Raw genomic sequence first — 26,964 nt, 5'->3', positions numbered from 1 at the left:
GCGGCGTGGGCAGGTTCACACAGGGTTGAGGGGATGTGAGGGATGACGAAGCGGATTGCCATGTGGTCAGGCCCGCGCAACCTGTCGACGGCGATGATGTACGCCTTCGGCAACCGCACCGATTGCGCCGCCACGGATGAGCCGTTCTATGCAGCCTTTCTTGCCAAGACGGGCCTGGATCATCCGATGCGGGCCGAGGTTCTGGCATCCCAAAGCAATGACGAAACACAAGTCGCGCAAGACATGGTTGGTCCCGTGCCGGGTGGGCGGGCGATCTGGTACCAGAAACATATGTGCCACCACATGGTGGACGGCATGCCGCTCGACTGGATGGGCGAGGTGACAAACGTCTTCCTGATCCGCCATCCGGCGCGGGTGATCGCGAGTTACGTGGCCAAGCGTGAACGCCCCACGGCAGAGGATATCGGGTTCGTCCGGCAGGTTGCCTTGTTTGACGAGGTCGCGGCCAGGGGGCCTGCCCCGATCGTGATCGAGTCCAGCGATATCCGTGCGGACCCGGATCGCGCCTTGCGCGTCTTGTGCGCCGCGCTGGGCGTGCCGTTTAATCCCGCGATGCTGGAATGGCCCGCGGGGCCGAAACCGTTTGACGGTATCTGGGCGGCGCATTGGTACGATGCGGTGCACCGCTCTACCGGGTTTGCGGGTGCCGAAGGCCCGTTGCCCAAGTTGGAGGGCGAGGCCGCCGACCTGATGCGTGCCTCGATGCCGTATTACGAACGAATGACCGAACACCGGTTACAGATGTGACCGATTGGAGCGCGGTTTCCCCGTGAAACGAGTCTGCTGCATTCCCATTTTCCGCTCATGAACAGACGTGATTTTCTTGCATCCTCGGGTGCGGCGGCCGGATTGGCCGCCGTGCCCGTTCCAGTGAAGGCCGCAACCCTGACCAAGACCGCGCAACCGGCACGATACGTGTGGGCCGTGGCGATGGCGCAGGCGCGCGGGCACGTATCTGCTGAAGTGATCGCGCAAAGCCTCAAGCTGCCAATGAACGAGGCGGCGGCGCTGGTGACCAAGCTGCAGACACGCGGGATCGTGGGGGCGGCGAGCGCGAATGGCGTGGCGCGGGCCACGGCCCCGTTGTTCAGGGCTGGCGTGACGACCTCGACCGCGCAGACAGTGACGGCGAAGGTTAGAAAAAGCGTCTCTGACACGGCGGAAAAGGTGATCCGCCGCGTCGCGGACGATCTTATTTCAGACGACGATCCCGCGCCGCCAGAAGCTTCAGACGAAGCGCGTTCAGCTGAATGAAGCCCTTGGCGTCGGCCTGATCGTAGGCGCCGGCATCCTCTTCGAAGGTCACGTGCGCCTCGGAATAAAGCGAGTGGTCAGACCACCTACCAACAGTCCGCGCCGAGCCCTTGTAGAGTTTCAGGCGGACGGTCCCGGTGACATGGGTTTGCGAGGCATCGATGGCAGCTTGCAGCATCTCGCGTTCGGGGGAGAACCAGAACCCGTTATAGATCAGTTCGGCATACCGCGGCATCAGCTCGTCTTTCAGGTGCGCCGCTCCCCGGTCGAGCGTGATGGATTCGATCCCGCGATGGGCTTCCAGCAGCAGCGTGCCGCCCGGTGTTTCGTAGATGCCGCGTGATTTCATGCCAACGAACCGGCCTTCGACCAGGTCAAGCCGCCCGCAGCCGTGCTTTCCGCCCAGTTCGTTCAGCTTGGTCAGCAGGGCCGCCGGTGACAGTTTCTCGCCATTGATCGACACGGCATCGCCCTTCTCGAACCCGATCTCGACGTATTCGGGCGTGTCCGGCGCGTTTTCGGGGTGCACCGTGCGCTGGTAGACGTAATCGGGCGCTTCTTCGGCGGGGTCTTCCAGCACCTTGCCCTCGGACGAGGTGTGCAGAAGGTTCGCATCAACGCTGAACGGTGCCTCGCCGCGCTTGTCCTTGGCGATCGGGATCTGGTTCTGCTCGGCAAACTCGATCAGCTTGGTGCGCGAGGTCAGGTCCCACAACCGCCACGGCGCGATTACCTTGATGTCGGGGTTCAGGGCATAAGCTGCCAGTTCGAACCGCACCTGGTCATTGCCCTTGCCGGTCGCGCCGTGAGCCACGGCATCCGCGCCCGTGGCCTCGGCGATCTCGACCAGTCGTTTGGAGATCAGCGGCCGCGCGATGGAGGTGCCCAGCAGGTACTGCCCCTCGTACACCGCGTTGGCGCGGAACATCGGGAAGACGAAATCGCGCACGAACTCTTCGCGCAGGTCCTCGATGTAGATCTCGGAACAGCCCAGCATCTCGGCCTTGGCGCGGGCGGGTTCAAGCTCTTCCCCCTGTCCCAGATCGGCGGTGAAGGTGACCACCTCGCAGCCATACTCGGTTTGCAGCCATTTCAGGATGATCGAGGTGTCGAGGCCACCGGAATAGGCCAACACGACTTTCTTGGGTGCGCTCATCGTCATTCTCCTGCTGCAATGGCGCGCCGGGTACCGGGTTTGGCCCTTATTGGCAAGCGGGCGGGCATGTGTCAGACGGGTCGGATGCCCGGATTGCCCTATCTCTGCCGTGCCGGTGTTCAAGGACGTGCTGCGCGATGACCGATTTTCAGGATCTTGCCCTTGCGGCGACCGCCCGGATGCGGGCGCTGTTTCCCGCCACGCCCTGCCAGCGCAACGATTACCTGTCGGATCGGTACAACGCCGATATCTGGCTGAAACGTGAAGACCTGTCGCCGGTGCGGTCCTACAAGATCCGTGGCGCGTTCAACGCGATGCGCAAGGCGATGGCGGCGGCGCCGGATCAGAACCTGTTCGTCTGTGCCAGCGCGGGCAACCACGCGCAGGGCGTTGCGTTCAATTGTCGGCATTTCGGGGTGCGCGGCGTAATCTTCATGCCGGTCACCACGCCGCAACAGAAGATCGACAAGACCCGCGTGTTCGGCGGTGACGCGATCGAGGTTCGGCTGGTCGGCGACTATTTCGACGACACGCTTGCCGCGGCCCAGCGTTTCAGCGCCGAGGCGGGCGGGCATTTCCTGTCACCCTTCGACGATGCCGACGTGATCGAGGGTCAGGCCTCGGTCGCGGTGGAGATGCTGGAGCAGGTGGGCCGCGTGCCGGACCGCATCGTGCTGCCGGTGGGCGGTGGCGGGTTGTCGGCGGGGATGCGGGGCTACCTTGGCCCGGATGTGCCGATGACCTGTGTCGAACCCGAGCGCGCGGCGAGCCTGAAGGCGGCGCTGATGGCGGGGGAGCCGGTGACCCTGCCCACGATCAGCAATTTCGTGGACGGCGCCGCCGTCGCGCGGATTGGGGCAGAGCCGTTCCGGTACCTGCAGGACATCGATCCGGCGGACGTGATCACCGTGAACGAGGATCGCATCTGCACGACAATCGTCGAGATGCTGAATGTAGAGGGTATCGTGCTGGAACCCGCGGGCGCACTTGCCATCGACGCGCTGAAAGACCTTGGCCCGGTGATCGAAGGCAAGACGGTCGTGTGCCTTGCCACCGGCGGCAATTTCGATTTCGAGCGGTTGCCCGAGGTCAAGGAACGCGCCCAGCGCTTTGCCGGGGTGAAGAAGTATTTCATCCTGCGGATGCCGCAGCGCCCCGGCGCGCTGAAGGAGTTCCTGAACTTCCTTGGCCCGCATGACGATATTGCGCGGTTCGAGTACCTGAAGAAGTCGGCGCGCAATTTCGGGTCGGTCCTGATCGGCATCGAAACCAGCGATCCGGCCGCGTTCGCGGCCCTGTTCGCCAAGCTCGAATCCGCCGGGTTTTCCTACACCGACATCACCAATGACGAGATGCTGGCGCAGTTCCTGATCTGAGTCAGGCGGCGTAACGCGTCGCGATTTCGGACAGGAAGAACGCCTTTGTCGCGTGGTAGCTGCGGGCGATTTCTGTCAGATCGATTGCTGCCGTATTGCCGGCGCGGGCCGCGGATTCGCCGGCCTGGCACAGCGCGGAAAATTCGGCGAAGCCGAGGTTCAGCGCGCTGCCTTTCAGGAAGTGAAGCTGGGCTTCGAGCGTTGTCGCGTCCGCGGTGGGAGACAGCATGGCAAGCGCGCCCTCGACCTCCTCAAGGAAAACATCGACGAGTTCGCCGAATTCCTCCGCGCCGACTGCCTCGCGCAACTCTTCAACCTGATCCCAAGCAATCATCATGCAATTCCTTCGACCTGTCGCTTGGGTTTACCTGTTCGATCGTAAAGAAAGCCTTGCGGTTGGACAAAAATGTAGAACGCCTGTTTGCAATTTATGGGTTGTTAAAGCCGTGCCCGTATCACCCTGCCAAGGTGATCGGAGGCGCAGGCGTGGGACAATCGAAACTGGTTCCGGACAGTCAGGCAAGCGTGGCCGCCAGCGGCACGTCGACTGCCGGAATCACGCGCGTGCTGGTGGCCGATGACAGCCGGTTGCAGCGCAAGATACTCGTCGCCAGTCTCAAGCGCTGGGGATTCGAGGTGGTGGAGGCAGAGACAGGCCGCGACGCGCTGGACAAATGCCGTGACGTGCTGCCCGATCTTGTTCTCAGCGACTGGATGATGCCCGAAATGGATGGGCTGGAATTCTGCACCGCATTCCGCGATCTGTGCGGCGACCAGCATTACGGCTATTTCATCCTGCTGACCTCGAAGGCCGAGAAGGAAGAGATTGCGCGCGGGTTGGAAAGCGGCGCCGATGACTTCCTGTCCAAGCCGTTCGATGCGTCCGAGTTGCGGGCCCGAATCCGGGCGGGCGATCGGCTGGTTGCGATGCACAAGCAGCTGTCGGAACAGAATGCCGTCGTGCAAGACACGCTGACCGAGCTGAAGTCGGTCTATGACGCGCTGGATCGCGACATCGCCAATGCGCGCAAGATACAAGAGGCGCTGGTTCCCTCCCGGACGGGGGATTTCGGCAAGGGGCGGGTCAGCCTGCTTTTGAAACCCTGCGGCCATATTGGCGGCGACCTTGTGGGCATGTTCTCGCCCGGTCACGGCATGGTCGGTTTCTACGGCGTTGACGTGTCCGGCCACGGCATTACCTCGGCCATGATGACCGCGCGCGTGGGCGGTTACCTCAGCCCCACCCACCCCGAACAGAACATCGCGATGGTCCGGCGGATGGACCGGTTTTTTGCCCTTCTGCCGCCTGGAGAGGTGGCGGAAATGCTGAATGACAGGTTCACGATGGACACGGGCGTGGAGGAGTATTTCACCATGGCCTACGCCGTGGTCGACCAGTCAAACGGACGGATGCGCGCGATCCAGGCAGGCCACCCCTATCCGATGGTGATCCGCGCCGACGGATCGCACGAATTCGTTGGCGATGGCGGTGTGCCCTTGGGTCTGATGCCGAACGTCGAATTTGCCGAGTTCGAAGTGAACCTCTCCCCCGGTGACAAGGTGCTGTTCTATTCCGACGGATTTTCCGAGGCGACGATGCGCAATGGTGAAATGCTGGAACAGGAGGGTATGTCGCGCCTTCTGGCCAAGTGCGACCTGTCCGCTTCGGGTGTCGAGATCCTTGATGACCTCTACTGGTATCTCAACCAGTGTCTCGACCCGGAAATCGGCATTGATGATGACGTCTCTGCCGCGCTGTACGAGTTCAACGGATAAGACCGCGCCACAAGGCAAGGCGCAGGGCATCGACATCGCCGGGGCTGACCAGCACGTCGAGAGCCGCCTCTGCGTCGAGCCACAAGGCAATGTGCCCCTCTTCGGTCGGTGGGCCGATGCGTTGCACCGGATGGGCGATGAAGATGTGGCAGATCTTCTCGGCGAACATGTCGTATTCGGGCATGAACACGAACCGCCGATAGGTCAGTACGCGGCGCGGACGCGCCAGTGTCCACCCCGTTTCCTCGCGCGCTTCGCGGTAGAGCGCGGGAATGGGTGATTCTCCGGGGTCGATCCCGCCACCCGGCAGCTGGATTTCCGGTTCCGGTTCATCCTGGTAGGTGAGCAGAAGCTGCCCATCGCGGGGCAGAATGGCGTAGGCGCCGGGGCGCATCGTGTAGCGCTGCCCCGCAATCGGCGGGTCGCCATACCGTCCGTTCATACCTGCTGCCCCCTTGGACCTCGCTGCGCGGTCTCTATATACTGCCGACACTCCTCAGAGGCCAAGGATACACCCATGAGCCAGGTTCAGAAACTCGCCTGGGACGACACGGTATTGCCGTTCCAACTCGACAAGTCCGACATCCGCGGCCGCGTGGCGCGGCTGGACGGGGTGCTTGACGGTATCCTGAAGCAGCACGACTACCCCGCACCGGTCGAAGCGCTGGTGGCGGAAATGGCATTGCTGACCGCGATGATTGGCCAGACGATCAAGCTGCGCTGGAAGCTGTCGCTGCAGGTCCAGTCGAATGGCCCGGTGCGCATGATCGCCACCGATTACTTCGGCCCGACCGACGAGGGCGAGCGCGCGAAAATCCGCGCCTATGCCAGCTTTGACGCGGACCGGATCGACCCCGATCAGCCTCCCTTCGAACAGTTGGGAGAGGGGTATTTCGCCGTGCTTATCGATCAGGGAAAGGGTACCGCACCCTACCAGGGGATCACTCCTATCGCGGGCGGGTCGCTGAGTGCCTGTGCGGAAAGCTATTTCGCGCAGTCCGAGCAGTTGCCGACGCGGTTCGCGATGGCGTTTGGCCGTTCGTCGGAACCGGGTGTGCCCGAACACTGGCGCGCCGGTGGCGTGATGTTGCAGCACATGCCCAAGGCCTCGCCCTTCGTGGCGCAGGACGGCGGCAGCGGTGACCAGGGCCTCTTGCGGCCCGAAGACATCGTGCTGGACGACGGTGACGGCGAAAACTGGAACCGGGTCAATTTCCACCTCGACACGGTGGACGCGCTGGAACTGATCGGGCCATCGGTCGCGCCCAGCGACCTGCTGGTGCGCCTGTTCCACGAAGAAGCGCCGCGCGTGTTCGACGTGCAGCCGGTCACCTTCGGGTGCACCTGTTCGCGTGAACGCGTGCAGCAGACGCTGTCGATCTATTCGTCCCGCGATATCGAGAAGATGACGACCGAGGATGGCCAGGTCACGGCAGACTGCCAGTTCTGCGGTGCGCATTACGTGATGGACCCGTCCGAGGTCGGCATGCATGCCGTGCAGAATGACGGCTGACATCGACACGCTTCGCGCGGCGCTTCGTGCGTCCGGTGACCGGTCGTCCGATTTCGACCTGAACCCGGACGTTTCGATACCCGGTGGCCGCGTCCTGCGGGACGCGGCCGTTCTTGTCGCGATCATGGAAGGCGCCGACGGGCTGGACGTGCTGCTGACCAAGCGCAGCTCGGCCCTGAAACACCATCCCGGACAAGTCGCGTTTCCGGGCGGCAAGAAGGACAACGACGACGCCGATCTGCCGGCCACCGCGTTGCGGGAAGCTTGGGAAGAGGTGCGCCTGAACCCCGATCACGTCGACATCATCGGGACGTTGCCGACGCACGAAACGGTGACGTCCTTCACGGTCACGCCTGTCGTGGGCTTGGTAACCGGGGACTTTCAGGCTGAAATAGAGCCGAATGAAGTTGCCGAGGCGTTTACCGTCCCGCTGCACCACGTGCTCGACCCCGACCGTTATCGCGTCGAATCGCGGCTCTGGCAGGGCCGGCGGCGGTACTACTACGCCGTGCCGTTCGGACCCTATTACATCTGGGGAGCGACCGCGCGCATCCTGCGGGGTCTGGCGGATCGGGTGGCCTCGTGCAGGTGACCGGCACATGGTTGCATCATCCCGGTGCGCAGGCGGTGTGCCGGATGCTGACGGATGCGGGTCATCAGGCGCTGTTCGTGGGTGGTTGCGTGCGTAACGATCTGCTGAACGCGCCGGTCGGCGACATCGATATCGCGACCGACGCGCATCCCGACAAAGTCATCTCGTTGGCGGGTAAAGCCGGACTGAAGGCCATTCCAACAGGGATCGAACATGGCACGATCACGGTCGTCGCGCATGATGTGCCGCACGAAGTGACCACGTTCCGAAAGGACGTGGAGACGGATGGCCGCCGCGCGATCGTCTCTTTCACGTCCGATCCCTCCGTGGATGCGGCGCGGCGCGATTTCACGATGAACGCGCTGTACGCGACGCCCGATGGCGAGATTGTCGATCCCTTGGGCGGTCTGGACGATCTGCGCGCGCGTCGCGTCCGGTTCATCGGTGACGCCGCCCAGCGCATGCGCGAGGACTACCTGCGCATCCTGCGCTACTTCCGCTTCCTCGCGTGGTACGGCGACCGGTCGCTTGGCACGGATGCCGATACGCTGGCGGAGATCGCCGCGCATCTCGACGGCCTCGACCAGTTGGCTGACGAGCGGATCACGGCGGAATTTGTCAAACTTCTGCGCGCGCCCGACCCGGCGCCGGTGCTGGGCGTAATGCACGAAGTGGGAGTTTTGCCCCGCTGCCTGCCTGCCGCGCATGTACCATCGCTGGCAGCCTACCTGCATCTCGCTCAGGAGGCCGCGCCAGAGCCGTTCCTGCCTGCAAAGCTGGCCGCTTTGCGGGCGCCGGAAGGGGGCCATCGCCTGCGGCTCGACAAGGCGACCGCGCGGGATTGGGAACGAGTGCGCAAACTGGCAGAAAACGGCTCTAACCCTGCGGAAATGGGGTATCGCCATGGGGCCGGCATAGCGATTCAGGCGATGCTTGTCCGAGCGGCGCTGACGGGCCATGCGGACCCTGACGCGGCGGCAGAAGCCGCGCGCGGGGCAGCGGCGTCCTTCCCCGTCACGGCGCAGGATTTGATGCCCAGGTTCAAAGGCAAGGCGCTGGGTGAAAAGCTGCGCGAGATCGAGGCGCGCTGGATCGCGTCCGATTTCACACTCGACCGGGACGCGCTCCTGTCGTAACCGGCCCGGATGGATCCGCTTTATGGTTTTGTCTTCCTCGGCCTGTTCTCACCCGGACCGAATGTCATCCTGCTGACGATGTCGGGTGCGCGGTTCGGGTTTGCCGCGACGCTGCCGCATCTTCTGGGCGTCGCGCTGGGCGTGGGGGTGATCGCGGCGGTGACTGGGTTGGGAATCGCCGCGCTGCTGCTGGCGCAACCGGCCCTGGAACTGGTTCTGAAAATCATCGCGGCGGCGTGGATCCTGTGGATGGCGCTGGGCCTGTGGCGATCTTCCGCGCGGTCCGCCGATGGCAAGGGCCGCCCGATGACGTTTTTCGAAGCGGTCCTGTTTCAGTGGGTGAATCCAAAGGTCTGGGCAGTCGCCCTGACCGCCGCGTCGGCCTATCCCGGCGCTGGTGGCCCGGTGTCCGAGGCCGCGCGGCTGGCGCTGGCGTTTTCCGGGGTGAACCTCTTTGTCTGCCTGTTCTGGACCTCGGCGGGGGCGCTGCTACAAAGGTTGCTGACGCGGCCCATGGCCTGGCGCCTGTTTGCCCGCACGATGGCGGTGGCGCTGGCGGTGTTCGCGTTCTTGATTTTCGTCTGACGTGATAGCAACCGGGCTCCGGGAAAGAGGCGTTTCGTGCGATTGTTCCAGTTCTTCGAGGGCCTCGTCGATCCCTACACCCCGTATCAGGAGACCGACACGCCGCCCGACCGGCTGTGGCCGTTCCTTTTGGACTATGCCCGGCCATTCAGGCGCATCTTCGTCTATGCCGCGCTCTTTTCGGTTGTCGTCGCCGCGATCGAGATTGGATTGATCTGGCTGATGGGTTGGGTCGTGGACATCCTGTCGGGCGATCCCGCGCAGGTGTGGGAGACGCATGGCACCACGCTGATCTTGCTGGGCCTCTTCATCCTCTTGGTCCGTCCGCTGGTGCAGGGCATCGACGTGCTGTTGCTGAACAACACGATCCTGCCGAATTTCGGGACGCTGATCCGCTGGCGCGCGCACAAACACGTGCTGCGCCAATCCGTGGGCTGGTTCGAGAATGATTTTGCCGGGCGCATCGCCAACCGCATCATGCAGACGCCGCCCGCCGCCGGAGAGGCCGTGTTCCAGGTGTTCGACGCGATCACCTTTGCCATCGCCTATGCCGTGGGTGCGGTGATCCTTCTGGCGCAGGCCGATCCGCGCCTTGCCGTGCCTTTGGTGCTTTGGCTGGGGCTATACGGCTGGCTGGTGGTCTGGACCGTGCGCCGCGTCGGCCCGGCATCCGAGGCCGCATCGAACGCGCGCAGCGAGGTCACGGGTCGGGTCGTGGACAGTTACACCAACATCCATTCGGTGAAGATGTTCGCGACCGATCAGCGGGAACTCGACTACGCCAAGGACGCGATCGAGAACACCCGCCGGACCTTCATGGCCGAGATGCGGCTGTTCACCTTCATGGACTTCGCTCTGGTCGTCCTGAACGGGCTGCTGATCGTCGCGGTGGTCGGTTGGGCACTGACGCTGTGGATGCAGGATACCGCAACCGTCGGCGTCGTGGCGGCGGCGACCGCGCTGACGCTGCGGCTGAACTCGATGACCGGCTGGATCATGTGGTCGCTCACCAGTTTCTTCCGGCAACTGGGCGTGGTGCGCGAGGGGATGGAGACGATCGCGCAACCCATAGAACTGGTCGATGCTGTGGGGGCGAAACCCTTGCTGTTGACGGATGGGCGGATCGAGATTCAGTCTCTGACACACCACTATGGGCGTGAATCCGGGGGGCTGGACCGGATCGACCTTGTCATCCGGCCGGGGGAGAAAGTGGGGCTTGTCGGGCGGTCCGGCGCGGGCAAGTCGACACTCGTGAAGCTGTTGTTGCGGTTCTACGACGCTGATGGCGGGCGGGTCCTGATCGACGGGCAGGACATCGCGCAGGTCACGCAGGACAGCCTGCGGGCGCAGATCGGGATGGTGCAGCAGGACAGCGCGCTGCTGCACCGCTCGGTGCGGGAAAACATCCTTTACGGCAAACCGTCCGCGTCCGAGGACGAGATGCGCGCCGCCGCGCAACAGGCCCGTGCCGAGGAGTTCATTCCCGATCTCGAAGATGCCGACGGGCGGCGCGGATACGATGCGCATGTGGGCGAACGGGGGGTGAAGCTGTCAGGCGGGCAACGACAGCGGATCACGCTGGCGCGGGCGATCCTCAAAGACGCGCCGATCCTGCTTCTGGACGAGGCGACAAGCGCGCTGGACAGCGAGGTAGAGGCCCAGATCCAGGAAACGCTGAAGGACATGATGCAGGGCAAGACGGTGATCGCCATCGCGCACCGCCTGTCCACCATCGCGCATCTCGACCGCATCCTCGTTCTGGACGAGGGCCGCATCGTCGAGGACGGGACGCATGATGTGCTTTTGGCGAAGGGCGGGCTATATGCCGGTTTCTGGTCTCGTCAATCGGGCGGGTTCCTCAACACCGAAGCCGCCGAATGAAGCTGATCGATCCCTTCCAGCCAGCCAAGGGCCCGCCGCCACAGACGCTGGGCGCATTCCTTGCATGGTGCCTGTCGGGCGCTTGGTGGGGTCTGGGGCTGGCCGCGATCTGTTCGGCCTTTGCCGGCGCGATGGAGGCGGTGACCGCCTATATCCTTGGCCGGGTGATCGACAGCGCGGTGTCCGGTGGGCCGGAAGGATTTTTCTCGGCGGGTAACGTCGGGCTGATCATCGGCGCGGTCGTGTTCTTCATGCTGGTGCGGCCGCTGGCGTTCGGCGCCTCGGCGGCGACCAACGCGATGATCGTGCAGCCCAACGTGAACACCCTTGTCCTGTCGCGGCTCAATCGCTGGACGCTGGGCCAATCGGTCACGTTCTTCGACAACGACTTTGCCGGCCGCATCGCGCAAAAGCAGATGCAGGCCGCCCGCGCCATTACCGACATCGTGGCGGAAACGTTCAATGTCGTGACCTTCGCCGTGGCGTCGCTGTTTGGCGCGCTTCTGTTGCTGACGGCCATCGACGCGCGTGTGACGGCGGTTTTCCTTGTCTGGCTGGTGGCCTATTTCGCGATGATCCGCTGGTTCATGCCGCGCGTGCGGGTCCGGTCGCGGTCGCGCGCGGCCAGCCGGGCGATGGTGTCGGGGCAGGTCGTCGACACGATCACCAATATCAAAACGGTGCAGCTGTTCGCCTCGGCCGGGCATGAAGACGGCGCCGCGCTGGGCGCGATGGCGCGGTTCCGCCGGGATGCGCTGCACTTCGGACGGCTGAGTGCCGTGTTCCGCCTGTGCCTGATGACGCTGGCGGGGATCCTGCCGCTGCTGTTGATCGGGGGCACGCTGCTGATCTGGCAGGCCGGGCAGGCGACGCCGGGCGACATCGCCGCGGCGGGCGCGGTGGCGATCCGCATTTCACAGATGACCGGCTGGGTCAGTTTCACGCTGATGGCGATGTACGCCAACGTGGGCGAGGCCGAGGATGGGATGCGCACGCTCACCCCGCGCGAACGGGTCGAAGATGCCGAAGACGCCCGCGATCTCGCGGTACCGAACGGCGAGGTCGCGTTTGACGACGTCAGCTTTGGCTATGGCCGGGAAGCAGGCGGGATCACGGACGTTTCGCTGACCATCGCACCGGGAGAGAAGCTGGGGATCGTGGGCGCGTCGGGCGCGGGCAAGACGACGCTCGTATCGGTGCTGTTGCGGCTATACGCGGTGGAACAGGGTCGCATTTGCATCGACGGGCAGGATATTGGGGACGTGACGCAGGAAAGCCTGCGGCAAAGCGTCGGCATGGTCACGCAAGACACGGCGATGTTCAATCGCTCGGCGCTGGACAACATCCAGTATGGCCGCCCCGACGCCCCGTTCGAGGACGTGGTCGAGGCCGCGCGGCAGGCCGAGGCGGACGCGTTCATCGAGGGCCTTGTCGATCACGCGGGCCGCACCGGGTACGATGCGCATCTGGGCGAGCGCGGGGTGAAGCTGTCTGGCGGCCAGCGCCAGCGGATCGCGCTGGCCCGCGCCATCCTGAAGGATGCCCCGATCCTCGTGCTGGACGAGGCGACAAGCGCGCTCGACAGCGAGGTGGAAGCGGCGATTCAATCGGCGCTCGACCGCGTGATGGAGGGCAAGACCGTCCTTGCCATCGCACACCGCCTGTCGACCATCGCGCGGATGGACCGGATCGTCGTTCTGGACGAAGGCCGGATTGTCGAGGAAGGCACCCATGCCGAGCTGTTGCGGCGGGACGGGCTTTATGCCCGGTACTGGCATCGCCAGTCGGGCGGGTTCCTCGGGCTTGATCAGGCGGCAGAGTGACCGGGACATATCGAATCGCGCGGCTGGGCCATCGCGGTGACGGGGTCACCGAATGTGGGCTTTTTGCACCCCGCACGCTTCCGGGCGAAGAGGTGACCGGCACGCTGGACGGGTCACGCCTGACGGATATTCGCATCCTCACCCCGTCGCCGTCGCGGGTTTCGCCCCCCTGTCGCCATTACGCCGGATGCGGCGGGTGCCAGGTCATGCATGCCACCGATGAAGTCGTCGCGGACTGGAAGCGGCAGATCGTCATCGATGCGCTGGCCGCGCGCGGCCTTGAGGCGGAAGTGGCGCGGACCGAAACCTCGCCGCCCCGGTCCCGGCGCCGGGCCACCTTTGCCGTGCGGCGGACGAAAAAGGGGGCGCTTGCAGGGTTCCACACGCGGGCCAGCGACACGATTGTCGCGATTCCGGACTGCCAGGTGCTGACCGATCGGTTGCGCGCGGCGCTTCCGATGGTCGAGGCGCTGGGCGCGGTGCTGTGCAGTCGCAAGGGGGAAGCCGCCGTCACCGTCACTGACAGTGTCGAAGGGCTGGACGTGTTCGTGTCGGGCGGCAAGGTGCTTGACGGGCCGACACGGGCAGAGCTTGGCGCGCTGGCAGGGCGGTTTGACCTCGCCCGGCTGACCTGCGGGGACGAACCGGTCGCCGCCGCCCGTCCGCCTTACCAGACATTTGGCACTGTGCGCGTCGTCCCCCCGCCGGGGGCCTTCCTGCAAGCCACGGCGCACGGCGAGTCCGCGCTGGTCGAAGCGGTCCGCGAAGGTATCGGTGATGCGGCGCGTGTCGTCGACCTGTTCGCCGGGTCGGGCACGTTCACCTTTCCTCTGGCGTCGGGCGCGGCGGTGCACGCGGTCGAAGGCGACCGCGCGATGATGGCGGCGGTCGACGCCGCATGGCGCAAGACGGACGGGCTGAAGCGCGTGACAACCGAGACGCGGGACCTGTTTCGCCGTCCATTGGAGCCGGACGAGCTTCAAGGGTTCGACGCAGCCGTCATCGACCCGCCCCGCGCGGGGGCGGAGGCGCAGATCGCGCGGCTGGCCGAGGCGCGGTTGCCCCGCATCGCGCACGTGTCCTGCAACCCGGCGACCTTTGCCCGCGATGCGGCCACGCTAGCCGCCGCTGGATACGCCATGGGGCCGGTGCGGGTTGTCGACCAGTTTCGCTGGTCCGCGCATGTCGAACTGGCGGCGACCTTCACGCTTGCATGACGGCAATCCGGCGCATGAATCGCCTCTCGCACAGAGGGGGCGGTTGGCGTACACTCGGGCCAGATAAAAAGAAAACGAGGTTGGGTCATGAAACGCCGGATCTTCCTGCTGGGGGCGGTTTCCACGTTCCTGTCAGCCTGCGCGAGCAAGTTTCAAAGGTACACCGGGCCCGAGGTTACCCGGATCCTTGTCTACAAGGACACGCGGCGGATGTACCTTCTGAGCGGGTCGGAAACCCTGCGCAGCTATGACGTGCAGCTTGGTTTCACCGCACGGGGCCACAAGCAGTTCGAAGGCGACGGCAAGACGCCGGAAGGCGACTACCTGATCGACCGGCGCAATCCCAAATCGGCCTTTCACCTGTCGCTGGGCATCTCGTACCCGAATGCCGAGGACCGCGCCTATGCCGCATCGCAAGGTAAAAGTCCGGGCGGGGACATCTTCATCCACGGGCGTCCCAATGCGCGGGTCGACTGGCGGCGCGCGAAGAAACGGGGCGAGGATTGGACGGCGGGCTGCATATCCGTCAAAAACCGCGAAATCGAAGAGATCTATGCCATGGTCAAGAACGGCACGGTGATCTCGATCTACCCCTGACGGGTCACTCGACCGCTGCGATCTCCGGGGTTGCGACGGTTGCCGTGGGAAGCGCCTGACCGCCAAGGACCAGCGTCCACCAGATCTTGCCGTTGTCTTCCTGGAACCATGCGAAGCCAAGATCGCGCGCGCCGGGCGCAAGGAGAACCTTTTGCGTCACCGGGTCTTCGGACCATGCGCCCAGAGTCACCAGCTCGGTTTCGTAGGTTTCCGAAATCAGCTCTCCCATGAACTGGCCCGGATACCCGACGCGGCGGGTGCGGTCGATCGGCGACGACCCGTCAGACCCAAAGTGCCACGGCCGGTTCTGCAGCGACATGTCGCGCGAATGGGTGGCCGCCGCGGCGTTGAGTTGCGCGTTGAGGCGAACCGGTGCGACGCCAGCCGCGCGACGAAGCGCGTTCACGCCGTCCTCGACCCGGAACTGGATCTCCGCGGTGTCGGCGGGGCGGATCCGGTAAAGCTTTGGCAGGGGCAGTCCATCAGGTCCAAGCTGGGGCGACGACGTTGACGGCGCGCATGCGGCAACCCCAAACGACAGGCACAGCAATATAAGGAAGACTCGCATGGGTTTGGCCTCGGCTTTTTGCGGTGGCTTAACGTGGGGGCGTTGCGATTCAAACCCACATCGGCGTGACTTGGCCGAAACACGCCGGTTTGATTTGCGACTGCGGCATTACGGCAATATTTTGCCAAGAACGAGTCCGGTTTCCGAGAACGAGGGAATTTCCATGTCCGATACCCCGAAACAGGCGCTGAACCGTCGCGCGTTCCTTGCCGGAACCGCCGCGACCGTGCTGGGCGCACCCGCGCTTGCGCAAGACGTGAACGCCAACACGACCGAGGTGGAGCGCGACCTGAGCCGCGCGGTGCGGCGCAACATTTCAAGCTTCCGCGCGCTGGATTGGCGGCCCTATTTCCGCAACCTCGAAAACGGGGCGATCCTTGTCGATGTGGACAGCCGCGCGCTGCACTACTGGTCGGCAGATGCCTCGCTTTACAAGCTTTATCCGTCTTCCGTGCCGCTGACCGAGGACCTGACGCGCCGCGGACGGACCCGCGTGACGCTGAAGGATCCCAACCCGTCATGGCGCCCGACGCCAGCCATGAAGATCCGCAATCCCGAATGGCCCGACTTCATCGGCCCCGGCCCGGACAACCCACTGGGCACGCGTTCGCTGCACCTCAGCTGGCAGTATTACCGCATCCACGGCACCCACGACACGCGCAAGATCGGGCGCCGGTCGTCCAACGGATGCATCGGCCTGTACAACCAGCACATCGAAGAGCTGTACGAACTGGCGAAAGTGGGCACACAAGTGTTGCTTATTTGACGACATGACGGCTTGTGCGTGACGTTCTTAAGCATCAAGGGTTTGCAATCGCGCAACTTAACTGATTGAAGGGACTCACGAGGTTAAGTCTTGGGGCTTTCCGCGCGCCTGTGCGCGGTAAGCGAATATCTGGAGGATATCATGAAAAAACTCGCACTCGCCGCAGTTCTGGCTGGCGCAGCTTCGACCGCTTTCGCAGGCGGCAAAGACGAAGTCATCATCGAAGCACCCGTGATCGTCGAAGAGGCTGTTGAGCAAGCTTCGTCCTCGGGCGGCATCATCGTCCCGCTGGTCCTGTTCCTGCTGGTTGCAGCTGCAGTCGCCAACTAAGGCGGTTCGCCCGGATTACCGGGTGGCTTGAGAATTCGAAAAAGGCGGTGGGTTCCACCGCCTTTTTCTATTGGTACCGTCAGGAAAAATCGGTCAGTCGATCCAGCCGCCAAGGTTTTCGCGGATCACCTGCGTCAGCGCCGCGACATGTGCGGGATCGTCGTTGAGGCACGGGATATAGGTGAAATCCTCGCCGCCCGCTTCCTCGAAGCTTTCCTTGATCTCTTCGTTGATCTCTTCAAGCGTTTCGATGCAATCGGCGGAAAAGGCGGGCGCGATGACCGCGATGTTGGTCTTGCCGTCTTCTTCGGCAAGGCGCGCGACTTCTTCCACGGTGTAGGGTTTCAGCCATTCCTCGGGGCCGAATTTCGACTGGAAGGTCGTGGTGATCTGGCTGTCATCCCATCCCAGCCGCTCTTTCAGCAGCCGCGTCGTTTTCTGGCACTGGCAATGGTACGGATCGCCTTCCAGCAGGTACCGTTTCGGCACGCCGTGGTACGAACAGACGAGGATGTCGGGCTTTTTCTCGGCCGCGGCATAGGCACGCTCGACCGACTGCGCGAGCGCCTCGATATACATCGGGTGCTGGTAATAAGGGTCGACGACCCGCGCCGTCGGTTGCCATTTCTCTTCCATCATCGCGCGGAAGAACTGGTCATTTGCGGTGGCCGAGGTCGCACCGGCGTAATGCGGATAGAGCGGGAAGAACAGGATCTTGCGGCACCCGGCCTCGACCATCTCGCGCACCTTCGACTTGGTCGACGGGTTGCCATAGCGCATGCAGAAATCGACCAGCACCTTGTCGCCGTACTGCGCCTTCAGGTCGTCGGCGATGGCGGCGGTCTGGTCCTTGGTGATCGTCATCAGCGGGCTTTCGCCCTTGTCGTGGTTCCAGATGGATTTGTACGCCTCGCCCGAACTGAACGGGCGTTTCGACAGGATCACCAGTTGCAGCAGCGGTTGCCACAGCCACGGCGAGTAATCGATCACCCGGCGGTCGGACAGGAACTCGCCCAGGTAGCGCCGCATGGACCAGTAATCGTAATTGTCCGGCGTGCCGAGGTTGGCCAGCAGGATGCCCACCTTGGCCGTGGGCAGGGCCGGGTGCGTTGCGGGCGCGTGGTTCGGGCGGGTTTCGGTCTCGTTCGGAGCGAGCACGGGCGGCGTCCTTCTTGTCATTTCTGGACCTGCATCTATCGCGGGGTGGGGTGGCGTCAATCCTTCAGGGGCCGTTCGACCGCGCCCAGCACATCGGCAAGGCGTGCCGTGGCAGAGCCGGGGCGCAAGGGTTGGGGCTGTGACGCGTCGGGCGCCCAGCCGGTCAGGGTGATCATGTCGAAGGTCGCCGTGACCCCGCCGTCGGTGGCGTGGGTCCGGGTATAAAGCTCGATCGCGCGCATCAGCACGGCCCGCCGCGTGGGGTGTTTCAGGCGGTCGGAGAGTGCGTTCGTCTCTCCCATCCGGCGCAGGTCCTGCATCAGGTGCAGGGGCGTCCGGTAGGTGACATTCACCGGCGAACTGTCGGCCACCGGCAGGGCAAGCCCCGCCCGTTGCAACAGCGCGCCAAGGTCGCGCACGTCCCCCATGGGCAGCACGCGCGGCGACAGCCCGCCGGTGATCTCGGCCTCTGCCGTGGCGAGGGCCGCGCGCAGTTCATGCAGCGTCTGCCCGCCAAGGCACACCGTCAGCAACAGCCCATCGGGCCGCAGGGCGCGGGCGCACTGGATCAATTGCCCGACCGGGTCGTTCGCCCAGTGCAGGCACATCGCGTGCACGACGAGGTCATGCGACGCGGGCGCAAGGTCAAGCGTGTCCGTGTCGGGGACGCAGCGCATGTCCGGCAACATCCCGTCCCATGCGGCCGGCACAGGCGTCACCACGGCGGCCGAATTAAACGCTTTGTTAACCAAGGAGAGGCGATGGTCGATCTCGTCTCGGGCAAGGTCGTGCAGGAACGTGCCCTTGCCCGGATCCATGCGGGCGCGGTTGCGGTCCAGCGCCGCGCGGTCGATCAGGTCAGCCTCTTTCATACCGGGCAGATAGTCTCATGCGCGCCACGTTGCAAACCGCCCTTCACCTGCTCTACCCGCCGCGCTGCCTTGCCTGCGGCGGACAGGTGGCGTCGGATTTCGGGCTGTGCGGTGCCTGCTGGCGCGACACGCCCTTCGTCACCGGGCTGTCCTGTGACGGTTGCGGGACGCCCTTGCCGGGCACGTCGGACCAGGCCGAGCACTGTGATGAATGCCTGCGCATCGTCCGTCCGTGGGACCACGGACGCGCCGCGCTGATCTACAAGGACGAAGCGCGGCGGCTGGTTCTTGGCCTCAAGCACGGCGACCGCCATGACATCGCGGTTCCGGCGGGTCGGTGGATGGCGGCGCGGGTGCGCGACCTCGTCTCGCCTTCGACGCTGGTCTTGCCCGTGCCCCTGCACCGTTGGCGGCTCGCCAAGCGCCGGTTCAACCAGGCCGCCTTGCTGAGCGGCGCGCTGTCCAAGGAGCTGGGCCTGTCCCACGCGCCCGACCTGCTGCAAAGGACGCGCGCCACGCGCAGTCTTGATGCGCGGTCGGTCACCGACAGGTTCGCCGAGATGCAGAACGCGATCGCCGTCCATCCGGGGCGTGCCCACCGGGTCGCGGGGCGGGAGGTTCTCCTGGTCGATGACGTGATGACTTCGGGCGCGACGCTCGCGGCGGCGGCAGATGCCTGCCTTGCGGCCCGCGCAAGACGGGTTTCCGTCGTGGTACTGGCGCGCGCGGTCAAGGACGCCTAGGTATCGCACAACGGACCAGAAAGGACCGCATCGTGACGAAACCTGTCGAAATCTACACCTCGCCCCTCTGCGGCTACTGCCACATGGCCAAACGGCTGCTGACGTCCAAGGGCGTCTCGTTCACTGAGATCGACATCCTCGCCGAACCGCAGCGTCGGGGAGAGATGATGCAACGTGCCAATGGCGGGCGGACGGTGCCGCAGATCTTCATCGGTGACATTCATGTCGGTGGCAGCGACGACCTGCACGCGCTGGAACGCGCGGGCAAGCTGGATGCGCTGTTGGCGGCGTGAAGGCGGGCCTTGTCCAACTGAACAGCAGCGACGACCCGGCTGCGAACCTTGGCCCGACCCGCGCGCTGATTGCCGAGGCGGCAGGGGCCGGCGCGGGGTTTGTTCTGACGCCCGAAGTGACCAATTGCGTGTCGACCCGCCGCGCGCGCCAGATCGACGTTCTGCAGCACGAAGCGGATGACATCACGCTCGCCGCGCTGCGCAAGGACGCGGCGGCGCTGGGCATCTGGCTGCTGATCGGGTCGCTGGCGTTGAAGACGGACGATCCCGATGGCCGGTTCGCCAACCGGTCCTTCTTGATCGCGCCGGACGGGACCATCGCGGCGCGATACGACAAGATACACATGTTCGACGTCACCGTCAGTGAGACCGAGCAATACCGCGAATCGGCGGGCTACCGGCCAGGCACTGACGTCGCGCTTGCGCCGACGCCCTTTGCCCGGATCGGCATGACCATCTGCTATGACCTGCGCTTTCCTTACCTCTATCGCGCGCTGGCGCAGGCGGGGGCCGAGGTGCTGACGGTGCCGTCGGCGTTTTCACCCGTGACCGGTGATGCCCATTGGGAGACGCTGTTGCGCGCGCGGGCGATCGAGACGGGCAGCTACGTGCTCGCACCCGCGCAAACCGGCACGCATGCCGCATCCGAAGGCAAGCCGCGCCGCACCTATGGGCATTCGCTGGCCGTGGGGCCGTGGGGAGAGATTCTGGCCGATGGCGGGGAAGACACAGGCATCACGCTCATTGATCTGGATCGCGATCAGGTGGCACAAGCACGAAGGCGCATCCCCGCGCTGACCCACGGAACGGACCTGGCCTGACCTGATGGACGACACCACCGATACCCTTGCGGTTTCGCTGTTCGGCGAAATCCTCACGGTCGATCAGCTGGCGCGGAACCAGCTGTCGAAGGTGTTGCCCAAGGGGATGGAGATTTCGCACTTCTCGGTCCTGAACCACCTTGCGCGGACCAAGTCGGAAAAGACGCCCGCGCAACTGGCACAACTGTTCCACGTCACGCGCGGGGCGATGACCAACACGGTGACCAAGCTGGAATGGGCGGGATACGTGCACGTGCGCCCCGACTGGGACGACGCCCGCCGCAAATGGGTGTCGATCAGCCCTGCGGGCACGCGGGCGCGGGACGTGGCATATCAGGCCATCTCTCCCATGCTGCGTGGGCTTGTCGAGGACCTTGGCCCGGATGCGGTGAAAGAGGCGCTGCCGCTCTTGCGCGCCCTGCGTGACCGCATGTCGGGAGAGCCCGAAACCTAGCCCGGTTTGCGCGCCGCGGTGACGTAGTTCACGCTCAGATCGCGGTCCGACAGCGACCAGCTCCACCCCAGCGGATTGAACACGTATCCCTTGCGATCCACCGGTTCGAGGCCCGCCTGGCGCATCAGGTCGAACAATTCGTCGGGCGTGATGAACTTGGACCATTCATGCGTGCCCTTGGGCAGCCAGCGCATCACGTATTCCGCCCCCACGATCGCCATCACGTAGGATTTCGGGTTGCGGTTGATGGTCGAGCACAGGTGCAGCCCGCCGGGCTTCAGAAGCTGCTGGCAGGCGGTGAGGTAGGCCAGCGGGTCGGCCACGTGTTCGACGACCTCCATGTTCAGCACGATGTCGAACTGCTCGCCCGCCGCCGCCATCGCCTCGGCCGTGGTGTGGCGGTAATCGATGTCCAGCCCCGACTGCGCCGCGTGCACGCGCGCGACAGGGATGTTCCGCTCTGCCGCGTCGGCGCCCACGACTTCGGCCCCGAGCCGCGCCATGGGTTCGCACAACAGACCGCCGCCGCACCCGATGTCGAGGATTCGCAGCCCGTCGAACGGTTTGGGCGTCGCGAGGTCACGGCGGAATTCCGCCGCGATCTGGGTAGTGATGTAGTCCAGCCGGCACGGGTTGAGCATGTGCAGCGGCTTGAACTTCCCGTTCGGGTCCCACCACTCCTCGGCCATCGCTTCGAACTTGGCGATTTCCGCCGGATTCACCGTGGTCTCGGCAACGGTCATGGCATTTGTCCTATGGTCTTTTGTACCTTCCGGACAATATAGGACTCCAGATGGACAAAGACCCGAGCCAAAAGAGCGCAGTCCAGTCGCTGCATCCGCCGATCGACCCGTTCGATCAGCGCATGATCGATGTTGGCGACGGTCACACCCTGTACGTCGAACAATGCGGGCGCCCCGACGGGGTGCCCGTTGTCGTTTTGCACGGCGGTCCGGGTGGCGGGTGCAGCCCGGCGATGCGGCGGTATTTCGATCCCAAGGTCTATCGCGTGGTGCTGTTCGATCAGCGCGGCTGCGGCCGGTCCCAGCCCCATGCGAGCGTTGCGCACAACACGACGTGGGACCTTGTCGCCGACATCGAGAAGATTCGCGAGCTGCTGGGGATCGAGAAATGGATCGGGTTCGGCGGCAGCTGGGGCGCGACGCTAGCGCTGGTCTATGCCCTGACCCATCCCGACCGGGTGCGCGCGCTGGTGCTGCGAGGGGTCTTCCTGATGACCCGGCCCGAGCTTGACTGGTTCTATGGCGGCGGGGCCGGACGCTTCTTTCCCGACACGTGGTCAAGTTTCGCCGGGATGATTCCCGAAGCGGAACGCGACGACCTGATCGGCGCGTACCATGCGCGCCTGTTCTCGGGGAACCTGCCGCAAGAGACCAAGTTCGCGCAGGCATGGTCGGCATGGGAAAACGCGCTTGCCTCGATCCAGAGCGACGGGGCCGGCGGGCGCCCGCCCGGTCACTACGCCCGCGCCTTCGCGCGGCTCGAAAACCACTATTTCACCAATCTCGGCTTCCTGCCCTCCGACGACTACATCGTCGAGAATGTCCGGCGGATCGCGCATTTGCCGGGTTGGATCGTTCAGGGGCGGTACGACATGATCTGTCCACCGATCAGTGCGCATCGTCTTGCCAACCAGTGGCCGTCGGCGCGTTTGCACATGATGCCCCTGTCGGGACACGCCCTGTCAGAACCGAACATTTCGCGCCAGCTGGTCGAAATCATGGATATTCTGCCGCAACGTGTCCCCCGTTAGGCCAATTCTTCACCAGCCATAGGTCCAATTCCGGCAAAGGGCTTTACAGACCTCTGCCAAGTGTGAACGGTTACATTCCAGGGAACACGGGGGGACATCGCCGACCATGAACTCGGTCTTGCGAATCTTGGTACAGCGTATCGGCTTGGGCATTCTGACCCTGTTCATCGTTTCCATCGTCATTTTCGGGTCGGTCAACCTGCTGCCCGGCGACTTTGCGCAGGCCATCCTTGGCCAGGGCGCGACGGACGAGGCCGTGGCCGCGATCCGCGAACAGATCGGGCTGACCAAGCCGTTCTGGGTGCGGTATTTCGACTGGCTGGGTGCGCTGGTCACGGGCGACCTTGGCGTATCCTATTCGCAGCTGATGTTCGCGGCCAACATGGGCGGCGACCAATTGATCCCGATCACCACGCAGATCGCGCCGCGCTTTTACAACACGATGTTCCTTGCCGGCCTGACGGCGATGATCGCGGTCCCGTTCTCTCTGTTCCTGGGGGTTCTGGCGGCGCTTTATCGCGGGTCGGTGTTCGACCGGGGGGCCAACATCTTCACGCTGTCGTCGATTTCCAGCCCGGAGTTCTTTCTTGCCTACATCCTGATCCTGTTCCTCGCGGTGCAGGGCCAGTGGCTGCCGTCGCTGGCCTCGGTCAAGCCCGACATGCCGCTGGGAGAGCGGGTCTATACCACGCTGCTGCCCGCGCTGACGCTGACGCTGGTCGTGACCGCGCACATGATGCGGATGACGCGGGCGGCGATCATCAACCTGCTGGCCAGCCCCTATATCGAGATGGCGCGCCTGAAGGGCATCAGCCCCATGCGGGTGGTCGTCAAGCACGCGCTTCCGAACGCGCTGGCCCCGATCATCAACGTGATCGCGCTGAACCTTGCCTACCTGATCACCGGTGTCGTGGTGGTCGAGGTGGTGTTCGCCTATCCGGGCATCGGCAACCTGTTCGTGGACGCCGTGCGCACGCGTGACATCCCGATGGTGCAGATCTGCTGCCTGATCTTCGCCGCCGCCTACATCCTTCTGAACCTGACGGCGGACGTGCTTTCGATCCTGTCGAACCCGCGCCTGAGGCATCCCAAATGAGCCGAGACATGGCGCTTCCCTTCGGCGCGGCGGTTGCGCTGGTCGTCGTTCTGCTGGACCGGGCCTTGGGCCTTGGCATCCTGTCGGCGCTGCTGACGCTTCTGCAACTGGTCATGACCCCGGTCGGCTGGGTGGTCGCGCTGGCAACGCCCGCCGCGGCGGCGCTGGGCGCGTGGAAATGGCTGGTCTACCTGCTGCTGGTGATCGCGGGCGGTTACGGCTTTCGCGCGGCGGGGCAGGCGATGACCGGCAACGCGCCGTTCTACCGCGACATGACGCTGGCCGTCGCCGTCGGCTATGTCTTTGCCGCCGTCGTGGCGATCGCGGTGGCCTATACCTACAGCATCAGCTTCTCGACGGCGGGCGGGATGCCGGACAGCTACTTCTTCTTCCGGCTGGCGATCCACGGGCTGGCGGCGGCGGTGGTCGCGGCGATCCTGTTCCGGCAACTGGGCATGTGGATCGGGACGCCGGGATCGCGGAAGCTGTTCCGCCAGATGCCCGGCACCGCCGCCTTCGGCATCTTCATCATCCTGTGCTACGCCATCGCCGCGATCTTCGCCGCGTGGATCGCGCCCTATGGGCAAGAGGAAGTGCTGGCCAAGGCCAACATCATCCCGCTCGTCTCGGCCGAGATGGGCGGCGATCCGGGCTTCCCGCTGGGGACCGACCAGATCGGGCGCGACATCTATTCCCGCCTGATCTATGGCGCGCAGAACACCGTCGGCATCGCCTTCGTCACCACCATCCTCGCCTTCTTTCTCGGCGTGACCGGCGGTTTCCTTGCCGCGGTGCTGCAGGGCTGGACGGACCAGGTTCTCAGCCGCCTTGTGGACGTTTTGATGGCGATCCCGGCGCTGATCTTCTCGCTTTTGCTGATCACGGCGGCGGCGTCGCTGTTCAAGGGGTCGTCCCTGACGGTGGCGATGATCGTGATCATCGCGGTGATCGATTCGACTCGGGTGTTCCGGCTGGCGCGTGCCGTGGGGATGAACATCGTGGTGATGGATTACATCGAGGCAGCCAAGCTGCGCGGAGAGCGGATGTCCTACCTGATCTTCCGCGAGGTTCTGCCCAACGCCTACGCGCCGCTTCTGGCGGAGTTCGGCCTGCGGTTCTGCTTTGTCTTCCTGACCATCGCGGCGCTCAGCTTCCTTGGTCTTGGTATCCAGCCGCCACTCGCGGACTGGGGGACGATGGTGAAGGACCTTGGCCAGTTCGTGAACTACGCGGCCTTCCTGCCCCAATACGCGATGCTGCCGCTTTTGCCCGCCGGCGCGATCGCGCTGCTGACGGTGGCGGTGAACTTCGTGGTGGACTGGATGCTGCACCGGTCTTCGGGGTTGAAGGAATGAGGGACCAAGCCTGCACCATGCCCGACCTCGGGAGGGTCGTTGGAATATCCCCGAGGGGGCTTCACCCGCGGCCGGGGGCCGCCCTTTCCGAGATGCACGCCCGTGGGAGCTGGACATGACAGACCGTGACGTTCTTCTGGAAGTCCGGGGCCTGAAACTGGAAGGCCGCAGCGACGAAACGTGGACCCCCATCGTCAACGGAGTCGACCTGACGCTGCACAAGGGCGAGGTACTGGGCCTGATCGGCGAATCGGGCGCGGGCAAGTCGACCGTGGGCCTTGCGTCGATGGGGTTCTGCCGCGACGGCGTCCGCATCGCCGGGGGCAGTGTGAATTTCGACGGGATCGACCTTGTGAACGCTTCCGCCGCGACCAAGCGTTCGCTCTTGGGCAAGCGGATCGCCTATGTCGCGCAATCGGCGGCGGCGTCGTTCAACCCCGCGCACAAGCTGATCGACCAGCATACTGAGGCGCCGGTTCAGCACGGGGTGAAATCGCGGGCCGAGTCGGAAAAGGACGCGATCGAGCTTTACCGCAAGCTGCGCCTGCCCAACCCCGAAGAAATCGGCTTCCGCTATCCGCACCAGGTGTCGGGCGGCCAGTTGCAACGGGCGATGACGGCGATGGCTATGTCCTGCCGACCCGACCTCATCATCTTCGACGAACCGACCACCGCGCTGGACGTCACCACGCAGATCGAGGTTCTGGCCTCGATCCGTGACATCGTCGACCAGTTCGATACGGCGGCGATCTACATCACGCACGACCTAGCGGTCGTGGCGCAGATGGCGGACCGCATCAAGGTGCTGCTGAAAGGCGACGAGGTCGAAGAGGCCGACACCCGCACCATGCTGTCGGCCCCGAAAGAGGACTATACCAAGTCGCTTTGGGCCGTGCGTTCCTTCCAGCGCCCGCAGAAACCCGCCGTGCAGACGGGTGCAACCTCGGTCATCGCGGTGAAGAACGTGACCGCCGCCTACGGCAAGACGCCCGTGCTGTTCGACGTGTCATTCGACATCCACGAAGGCCGCACCGTCGCGGTCGTGGGCGAATCCGGGTCGGGCAAGTCCACCACGGCGCGCTGCATCACCGGCCTTCTGCCACCGCGCGAGGGACATATCGAGTTCGAGGGCACCGCGCTGCCGCTGGATTACCGCAAGCGGTCGAAGGACCAGCTGCGGCAGGCGCAGATGATCTACCAGATGGCCGACACGGCGCTGAACCCGCGCAAGACCATCGGCGAGCTGATCGGCCGCCCGGTCGAGTTCTACCTTGGCCTGCGCGGGCGCGAGAAGCGCAAGCGGGTCGAAGAGCTGCTGGAGCAGATCGAGCTGGAGCCATCGCAATACATCAACCGCCTGCCGTCCGAGTTGTCGGGTGGCCAGAAGCAGCGAATCGGGATCGCCCGCGCGCTGGCGGCCGAACCGCGCTTCATCATCTGTGACGAGGTCACGTCGGCGCTTGACCAGCTTGTGGCCGAGGGGATCCTGAAACTGCTGGCCAAGTTGCAGGACGAGCTGCGCTTGAGTTATATGTTCATCACGCACGACCTCGCCACCGTGCGCGCGATCAGCGACGAAGTCGTGGTGATGAAGGATGGTCGCGTGGTGGAGCAAGGGCAGAAAGACGACATGTTCACGCCGCCGCACCACCCCTATACCGACCTTCTGCTTGCCTCGGTTCCCGAAATGGACCCGGATTGGCTCACCAACCTTCTGGCGCAACGCGGGGCGGACAATATCGGGGACGCTGCCGTCGACAAGATGACCTGAGGAATCCACCGGCGCGGGAGGGGCCGCGCCATACAA

The 26,964-nt window shown here is 64.6% G+C and carries 29 protein-coding genes; 22 read left to right on the top strand and 7 right to left on the bottom strand.

Features of this window, described 5'->3' with window-relative positions; genetic code table 11:
* Positions 1-42: 42 nt before the first annotated feature.
* Both ATO11_RS10870 and ATO11_RS21675 read left to right on the top strand, forming a co-directional pair.
* Positions 43-768 (top strand): sulfotransferase-like domain-containing protein, encoded by a 726-nt coding sequence (locus ATO11_RS10870; protein WP_050530888.1) that lies wholly within the window; start codon positions 43-45, stop codon positions 766-768.
* A gap of 57 nt (positions 769-825) precedes the next feature.
* The gene (locus tag ATO11_RS21675) at positions 826-1,275 is read left to right on the top strand and encodes a twin-arginine translocation signal domain-containing protein (RefSeq protein ID WP_110553637.1); all 450 of its coding nucleotides are present in this window, start codon (positions 826-828) and stop codon (positions 1,273-1,275) included.
* Here the strand turns inward: ATO11_RS21675 and ATO11_RS10865 are convergent.
* A complete protein-coding gene (locus ATO11_RS10865; RefSeq protein WP_050531105.1) occupies positions 1,214-2,431 on the bottom strand; it encodes an argininosuccinate synthase in 1,218 nt (405 codons plus the stop codon). The two genes, ATO11_RS21675 and ATO11_RS10865, sit on opposite strands and share 62 nt — an antisense overlap.
* A gap of 137 nt (positions 2,432-2,568) precedes the next feature.
* Between ATO11_RS10865 and ilvA the strand changes: the two genes are divergently transcribed.
* The gene (gene ilvA, locus ATO11_RS10860) at positions 2,569-3,807 is read left to right on the top strand and encodes a threonine ammonia-lyase IlvA (RefSeq protein ID WP_050530887.1); all 1,239 of its coding nucleotides are present in this window, start codon (positions 2,569-2,571) and stop codon (positions 3,805-3,807) included.
* A gap of 1 nt (position 3,808) precedes the next feature.
* Here the strand turns inward: ilvA and ATO11_RS10855 are convergent, their stop codons facing one another.
* On the bottom strand, positions 3,809-4,144 hold the full coding sequence (locus tag ATO11_RS10855; RefSeq protein ID WP_341271331.1) for an Hpt domain-containing protein: 336 nt from the start codon (positions 4,142-4,144) through the stop codon (positions 3,809-3,811).
* 164 nt (positions 4,145-4,308) lie between these two features.
* Between ATO11_RS10855 and ATO11_RS10850 the strand changes: the two genes are divergently transcribed.
* The gene (locus ATO11_RS10850; RefSeq protein WP_050531103.1) at positions 4,309-5,583 is read left to right on the top strand and encodes a PP2C family protein-serine/threonine phosphatase; all 1,275 of its coding nucleotides are present in this window, start codon (positions 4,309-4,311) and stop codon (positions 5,581-5,583) included.
* On the opposite strand, the gene ATO11_RS10845 is transcribed toward ATO11_RS10850, so the two are convergent.
* Positions 5,573-6,025: an NUDIX domain-containing protein gene (locus ATO11_RS10845; protein ID WP_050530886.1), complete on the bottom strand. Its 453-nt coding sequence runs from the start codon at positions 6,023-6,025 to the stop codon at positions 5,573-5,575. The two genes, ATO11_RS10850 and ATO11_RS10845, sit on opposite strands and share 11 nt — an antisense overlap.
* Before the next feature lie 75 nt (positions 6,026-6,100).
* Here ATO11_RS10845 and hslO point away from each other — a divergent pair, with 75 nt between their 5' ends.
* The 8 genes from hslO to ATO11_RS10805 all read left to right on the top strand — a co-directional run bounded on the left by hslO (position 6,101) and on the right by ATO11_RS10805 (position 14,927).
* Positions 6,101-7,096, top strand: coding sequence for an Hsp33 family molecular chaperone HslO (gene hslO / locus ATO11_RS10840; RefSeq protein ID WP_050530885.1), 996 nt, complete (start codon positions 6,101-6,103; stop codon positions 7,094-7,096).
* A complete protein-coding gene (locus ATO11_RS10835) occupies positions 7,086-7,688 on the top strand; it encodes a CoA pyrophosphatase (protein ID WP_050530884.1) in 603 nt (200 codons plus the stop codon). Before hslO ends, ATO11_RS10835 begins: the two co-directional genes overlap by 11 nt.
* Entirely contained in the window at positions 7,685-8,824 is a 1,140-nt protein-coding gene (locus ATO11_RS10830; RefSeq protein WP_341271330.1) for a CCA tRNA nucleotidyltransferase, read from the top strand. Before ATO11_RS10835 ends, ATO11_RS10830 begins: the two co-directional genes overlap by 4 nt.
* A 9-nt stretch (positions 8,825-8,833) precedes the next feature.
* Positions 8,834-9,409, top strand: a complete 576-nt coding sequence (locus ATO11_RS10825) for a LysE family translocator (protein ID WP_050530882.1) — start codon at positions 8,834-8,836, stop codon at positions 9,407-9,409.
* Between the two features lie 42 nt (positions 9,410-9,451).
* Complete coding sequence (locus ATO11_RS10820) at positions 9,452-11,290, top strand: ABC transporter ATP-binding protein (RefSeq protein WP_050530881.1); 1,839 nt, start codon at positions 9,452-9,454, stop codon at positions 11,288-11,290.
* Complete coding sequence (locus ATO11_RS10815; protein ID WP_050530880.1) at positions 11,287-13,113, top strand: ABC transporter ATP-binding protein; 1,827 nt, start codon at positions 11,287-11,289, stop codon at positions 13,111-13,113. Before ATO11_RS10820 ends, ATO11_RS10815 begins: the two co-directional genes overlap by 4 nt.
* Positions 13,110-14,330, top strand: coding sequence for a class I SAM-dependent RNA methyltransferase (locus tag ATO11_RS10810; protein WP_050530879.1), 1,221 nt, complete (start codon positions 13,110-13,112; stop codon positions 14,328-14,330). The genes ATO11_RS10815 and ATO11_RS10810 overlap by 4 nt, the downstream gene beginning before the upstream one ends.
* Positions 14,331-14,417: 87 nt before the next feature.
* Positions 14,418-14,927, top strand: a complete 510-nt coding sequence (locus ATO11_RS10805) for a L,D-transpeptidase family protein (protein ID WP_050530878.1) — start codon at positions 14,418-14,420, stop codon at positions 14,925-14,927.
* Between the two features lie 4 nt (positions 14,928-14,931).
* Here the strand turns inward: ATO11_RS10805 and dalA are convergent, their stop codons facing one another.
* Complete coding sequence (dalA, locus tag ATO11_RS10800; protein ID WP_050530877.1) at positions 14,932-15,495, bottom strand: divisome-associated lipoprotein DalA; 564 nt, start codon at positions 15,493-15,495, stop codon at positions 14,932-14,934.
* A gap of 163 nt (positions 15,496-15,658) precedes the next feature.
* Between dalA and ATO11_RS10795 the strand changes: the two genes are divergently transcribed.
* Together ATO11_RS10795 and ATO11_RS10790 are read left to right on the top strand one after the other, a co-directional pair.
* On the top strand, positions 15,659-16,261 hold the full coding sequence (locus ATO11_RS10795; RefSeq protein WP_050530876.1) for a L,D-transpeptidase: 603 nt from the start codon (positions 15,659-15,661) through the stop codon (positions 16,259-16,261).
* A 141-nt stretch (positions 16,262-16,402) separates the two neighbouring features.
* The gene (locus tag ATO11_RS10790) at positions 16,403-16,591 is read left to right on the top strand and encodes a hypothetical protein (protein WP_050531102.1); all 189 of its coding nucleotides are present in this window, start codon (positions 16,403-16,405) and stop codon (positions 16,589-16,591) included.
* Positions 16,592-16,684: 93 nt separating this feature from the next.
* Here ATO11_RS10790 and hemH read toward each other — a convergent pair whose 3' ends face one another.
* Both hemH and ATO11_RS10780 read right to left on the bottom strand, forming a co-directional pair.
* Positions 16,685-17,770 (bottom strand): ferrochelatase, encoded by a 1,086-nt coding sequence (gene hemH, locus ATO11_RS10785; protein WP_050530875.1) that lies wholly within the window; start codon positions 17,768-17,770, stop codon positions 16,685-16,687.
* A gap of 35 nt (positions 17,771-17,805) precedes the next feature.
* Positions 17,806-18,621 (bottom strand): methyltransferase domain-containing protein, encoded by an 816-nt coding sequence (locus tag ATO11_RS10780; RefSeq protein WP_050530874.1) that lies wholly within the window; start codon positions 18,619-18,621, stop codon positions 17,806-17,808.
* A gap of 17 nt (positions 18,622-18,638) precedes the next feature.
* Between ATO11_RS10780 and ATO11_RS10775 the strand changes: the two genes are divergently transcribed.
* From ATO11_RS10775 to ATO11_RS10760, 4 genes are read left to right on the top strand one after another with little or no spacing between them, the layout of a single operon-like run.
* Complete coding sequence (locus ATO11_RS10775; RefSeq protein WP_050530873.1) at positions 18,639-19,364, top strand: ComF family protein; 726 nt, start codon at positions 18,639-18,641, stop codon at positions 19,362-19,364.
* A 32-nt stretch (positions 19,365-19,396) separates the two neighbouring features.
* On the top strand, positions 19,397-19,657 hold the full coding sequence (gene grxC, locus ATO11_RS10770; protein WP_278044292.1) for a glutaredoxin 3: 261 nt from the start codon (positions 19,397-19,399) through the stop codon (positions 19,655-19,657).
* Positions 19,654-20,478, top strand: coding sequence for a carbon-nitrogen hydrolase family protein (locus ATO11_RS10765; RefSeq protein ID WP_050530871.1), 825 nt, complete (start codon positions 19,654-19,656; stop codon positions 20,476-20,478). Before grxC ends, ATO11_RS10765 begins: the two co-directional genes overlap by 4 nt.
* A 4-nt stretch (positions 20,479-20,482) precedes the next feature.
* Entirely contained in the window at positions 20,483-20,932 is a 450-nt protein-coding gene (locus ATO11_RS10760; protein WP_050530870.1) for a MarR family winged helix-turn-helix transcriptional regulator, read from the top strand.
* On the opposite strand, the gene ubiG is transcribed toward ATO11_RS10760, so the two are convergent.
* Complete coding sequence (gene ubiG / locus ATO11_RS10755) at positions 20,929-21,675, bottom strand: bifunctional 2-polyprenyl-6-hydroxyphenol methylase/3-demethylubiquinol 3-O-methyltransferase UbiG (protein WP_050530869.1); 747 nt, start codon at positions 21,673-21,675, stop codon at positions 20,929-20,931. The two genes, ATO11_RS10760 and ubiG, sit on opposite strands and share 4 nt — an antisense overlap.
* Before the next feature lie 50 nt (positions 21,676-21,725).
* Here ubiG and pip point away from each other — a divergent pair, with 50 nt between their 5' ends.
* The 4 genes from pip to ATO11_RS10735 all read left to right on the top strand — a co-directional run bounded on the left by pip (position 21,726) and on the right by ATO11_RS10735 (position 26,928).
* Positions 21,726-22,706 (top strand): prolyl aminopeptidase, encoded by a 981-nt coding sequence (pip, locus tag ATO11_RS10750; RefSeq protein ID WP_050530868.1) that lies wholly within the window; start codon positions 21,726-21,728, stop codon positions 22,704-22,706.
* Positions 22,707-22,812: 106 nt separating this feature from the next.
* The gene (locus tag ATO11_RS10745; RefSeq protein ID WP_050530867.1) at positions 22,813-23,802 is read left to right on the top strand and encodes an ABC transporter permease; all 990 of its coding nucleotides are present in this window, start codon (positions 22,813-22,815) and stop codon (positions 23,800-23,802) included.
* Between the two features lie 164 nt (positions 23,803-23,966).
* Positions 23,967-25,157, top strand: coding sequence for an ABC transporter permease (locus ATO11_RS10740; protein WP_423212707.1), 1,191 nt, complete (start codon positions 23,967-23,969; stop codon positions 25,155-25,157).
* Positions 25,158-25,272: 115 nt separating this feature from the next.
* Positions 25,273-26,928 (top strand): ABC transporter ATP-binding protein, encoded by a 1,656-nt coding sequence (locus ATO11_RS10735; RefSeq protein WP_050530866.1) that lies wholly within the window; start codon positions 25,273-25,275, stop codon positions 26,926-26,928.
* Positions 26,929-26,964: the final 36 nt, after the last annotated feature.

The organism is Pseudaestuariivita atlantica, assembly GCF_001205715.1.
GTDB classification, from domain to species: Bacteria; Pseudomonadota; Alphaproteobacteria; order Rhodobacterales; family Rhodobacteraceae; genus Pseudaestuariivita; species Pseudaestuariivita atlantica.
This window is presented reverse-complemented; position numbering and strand designations above follow the sequence as displayed.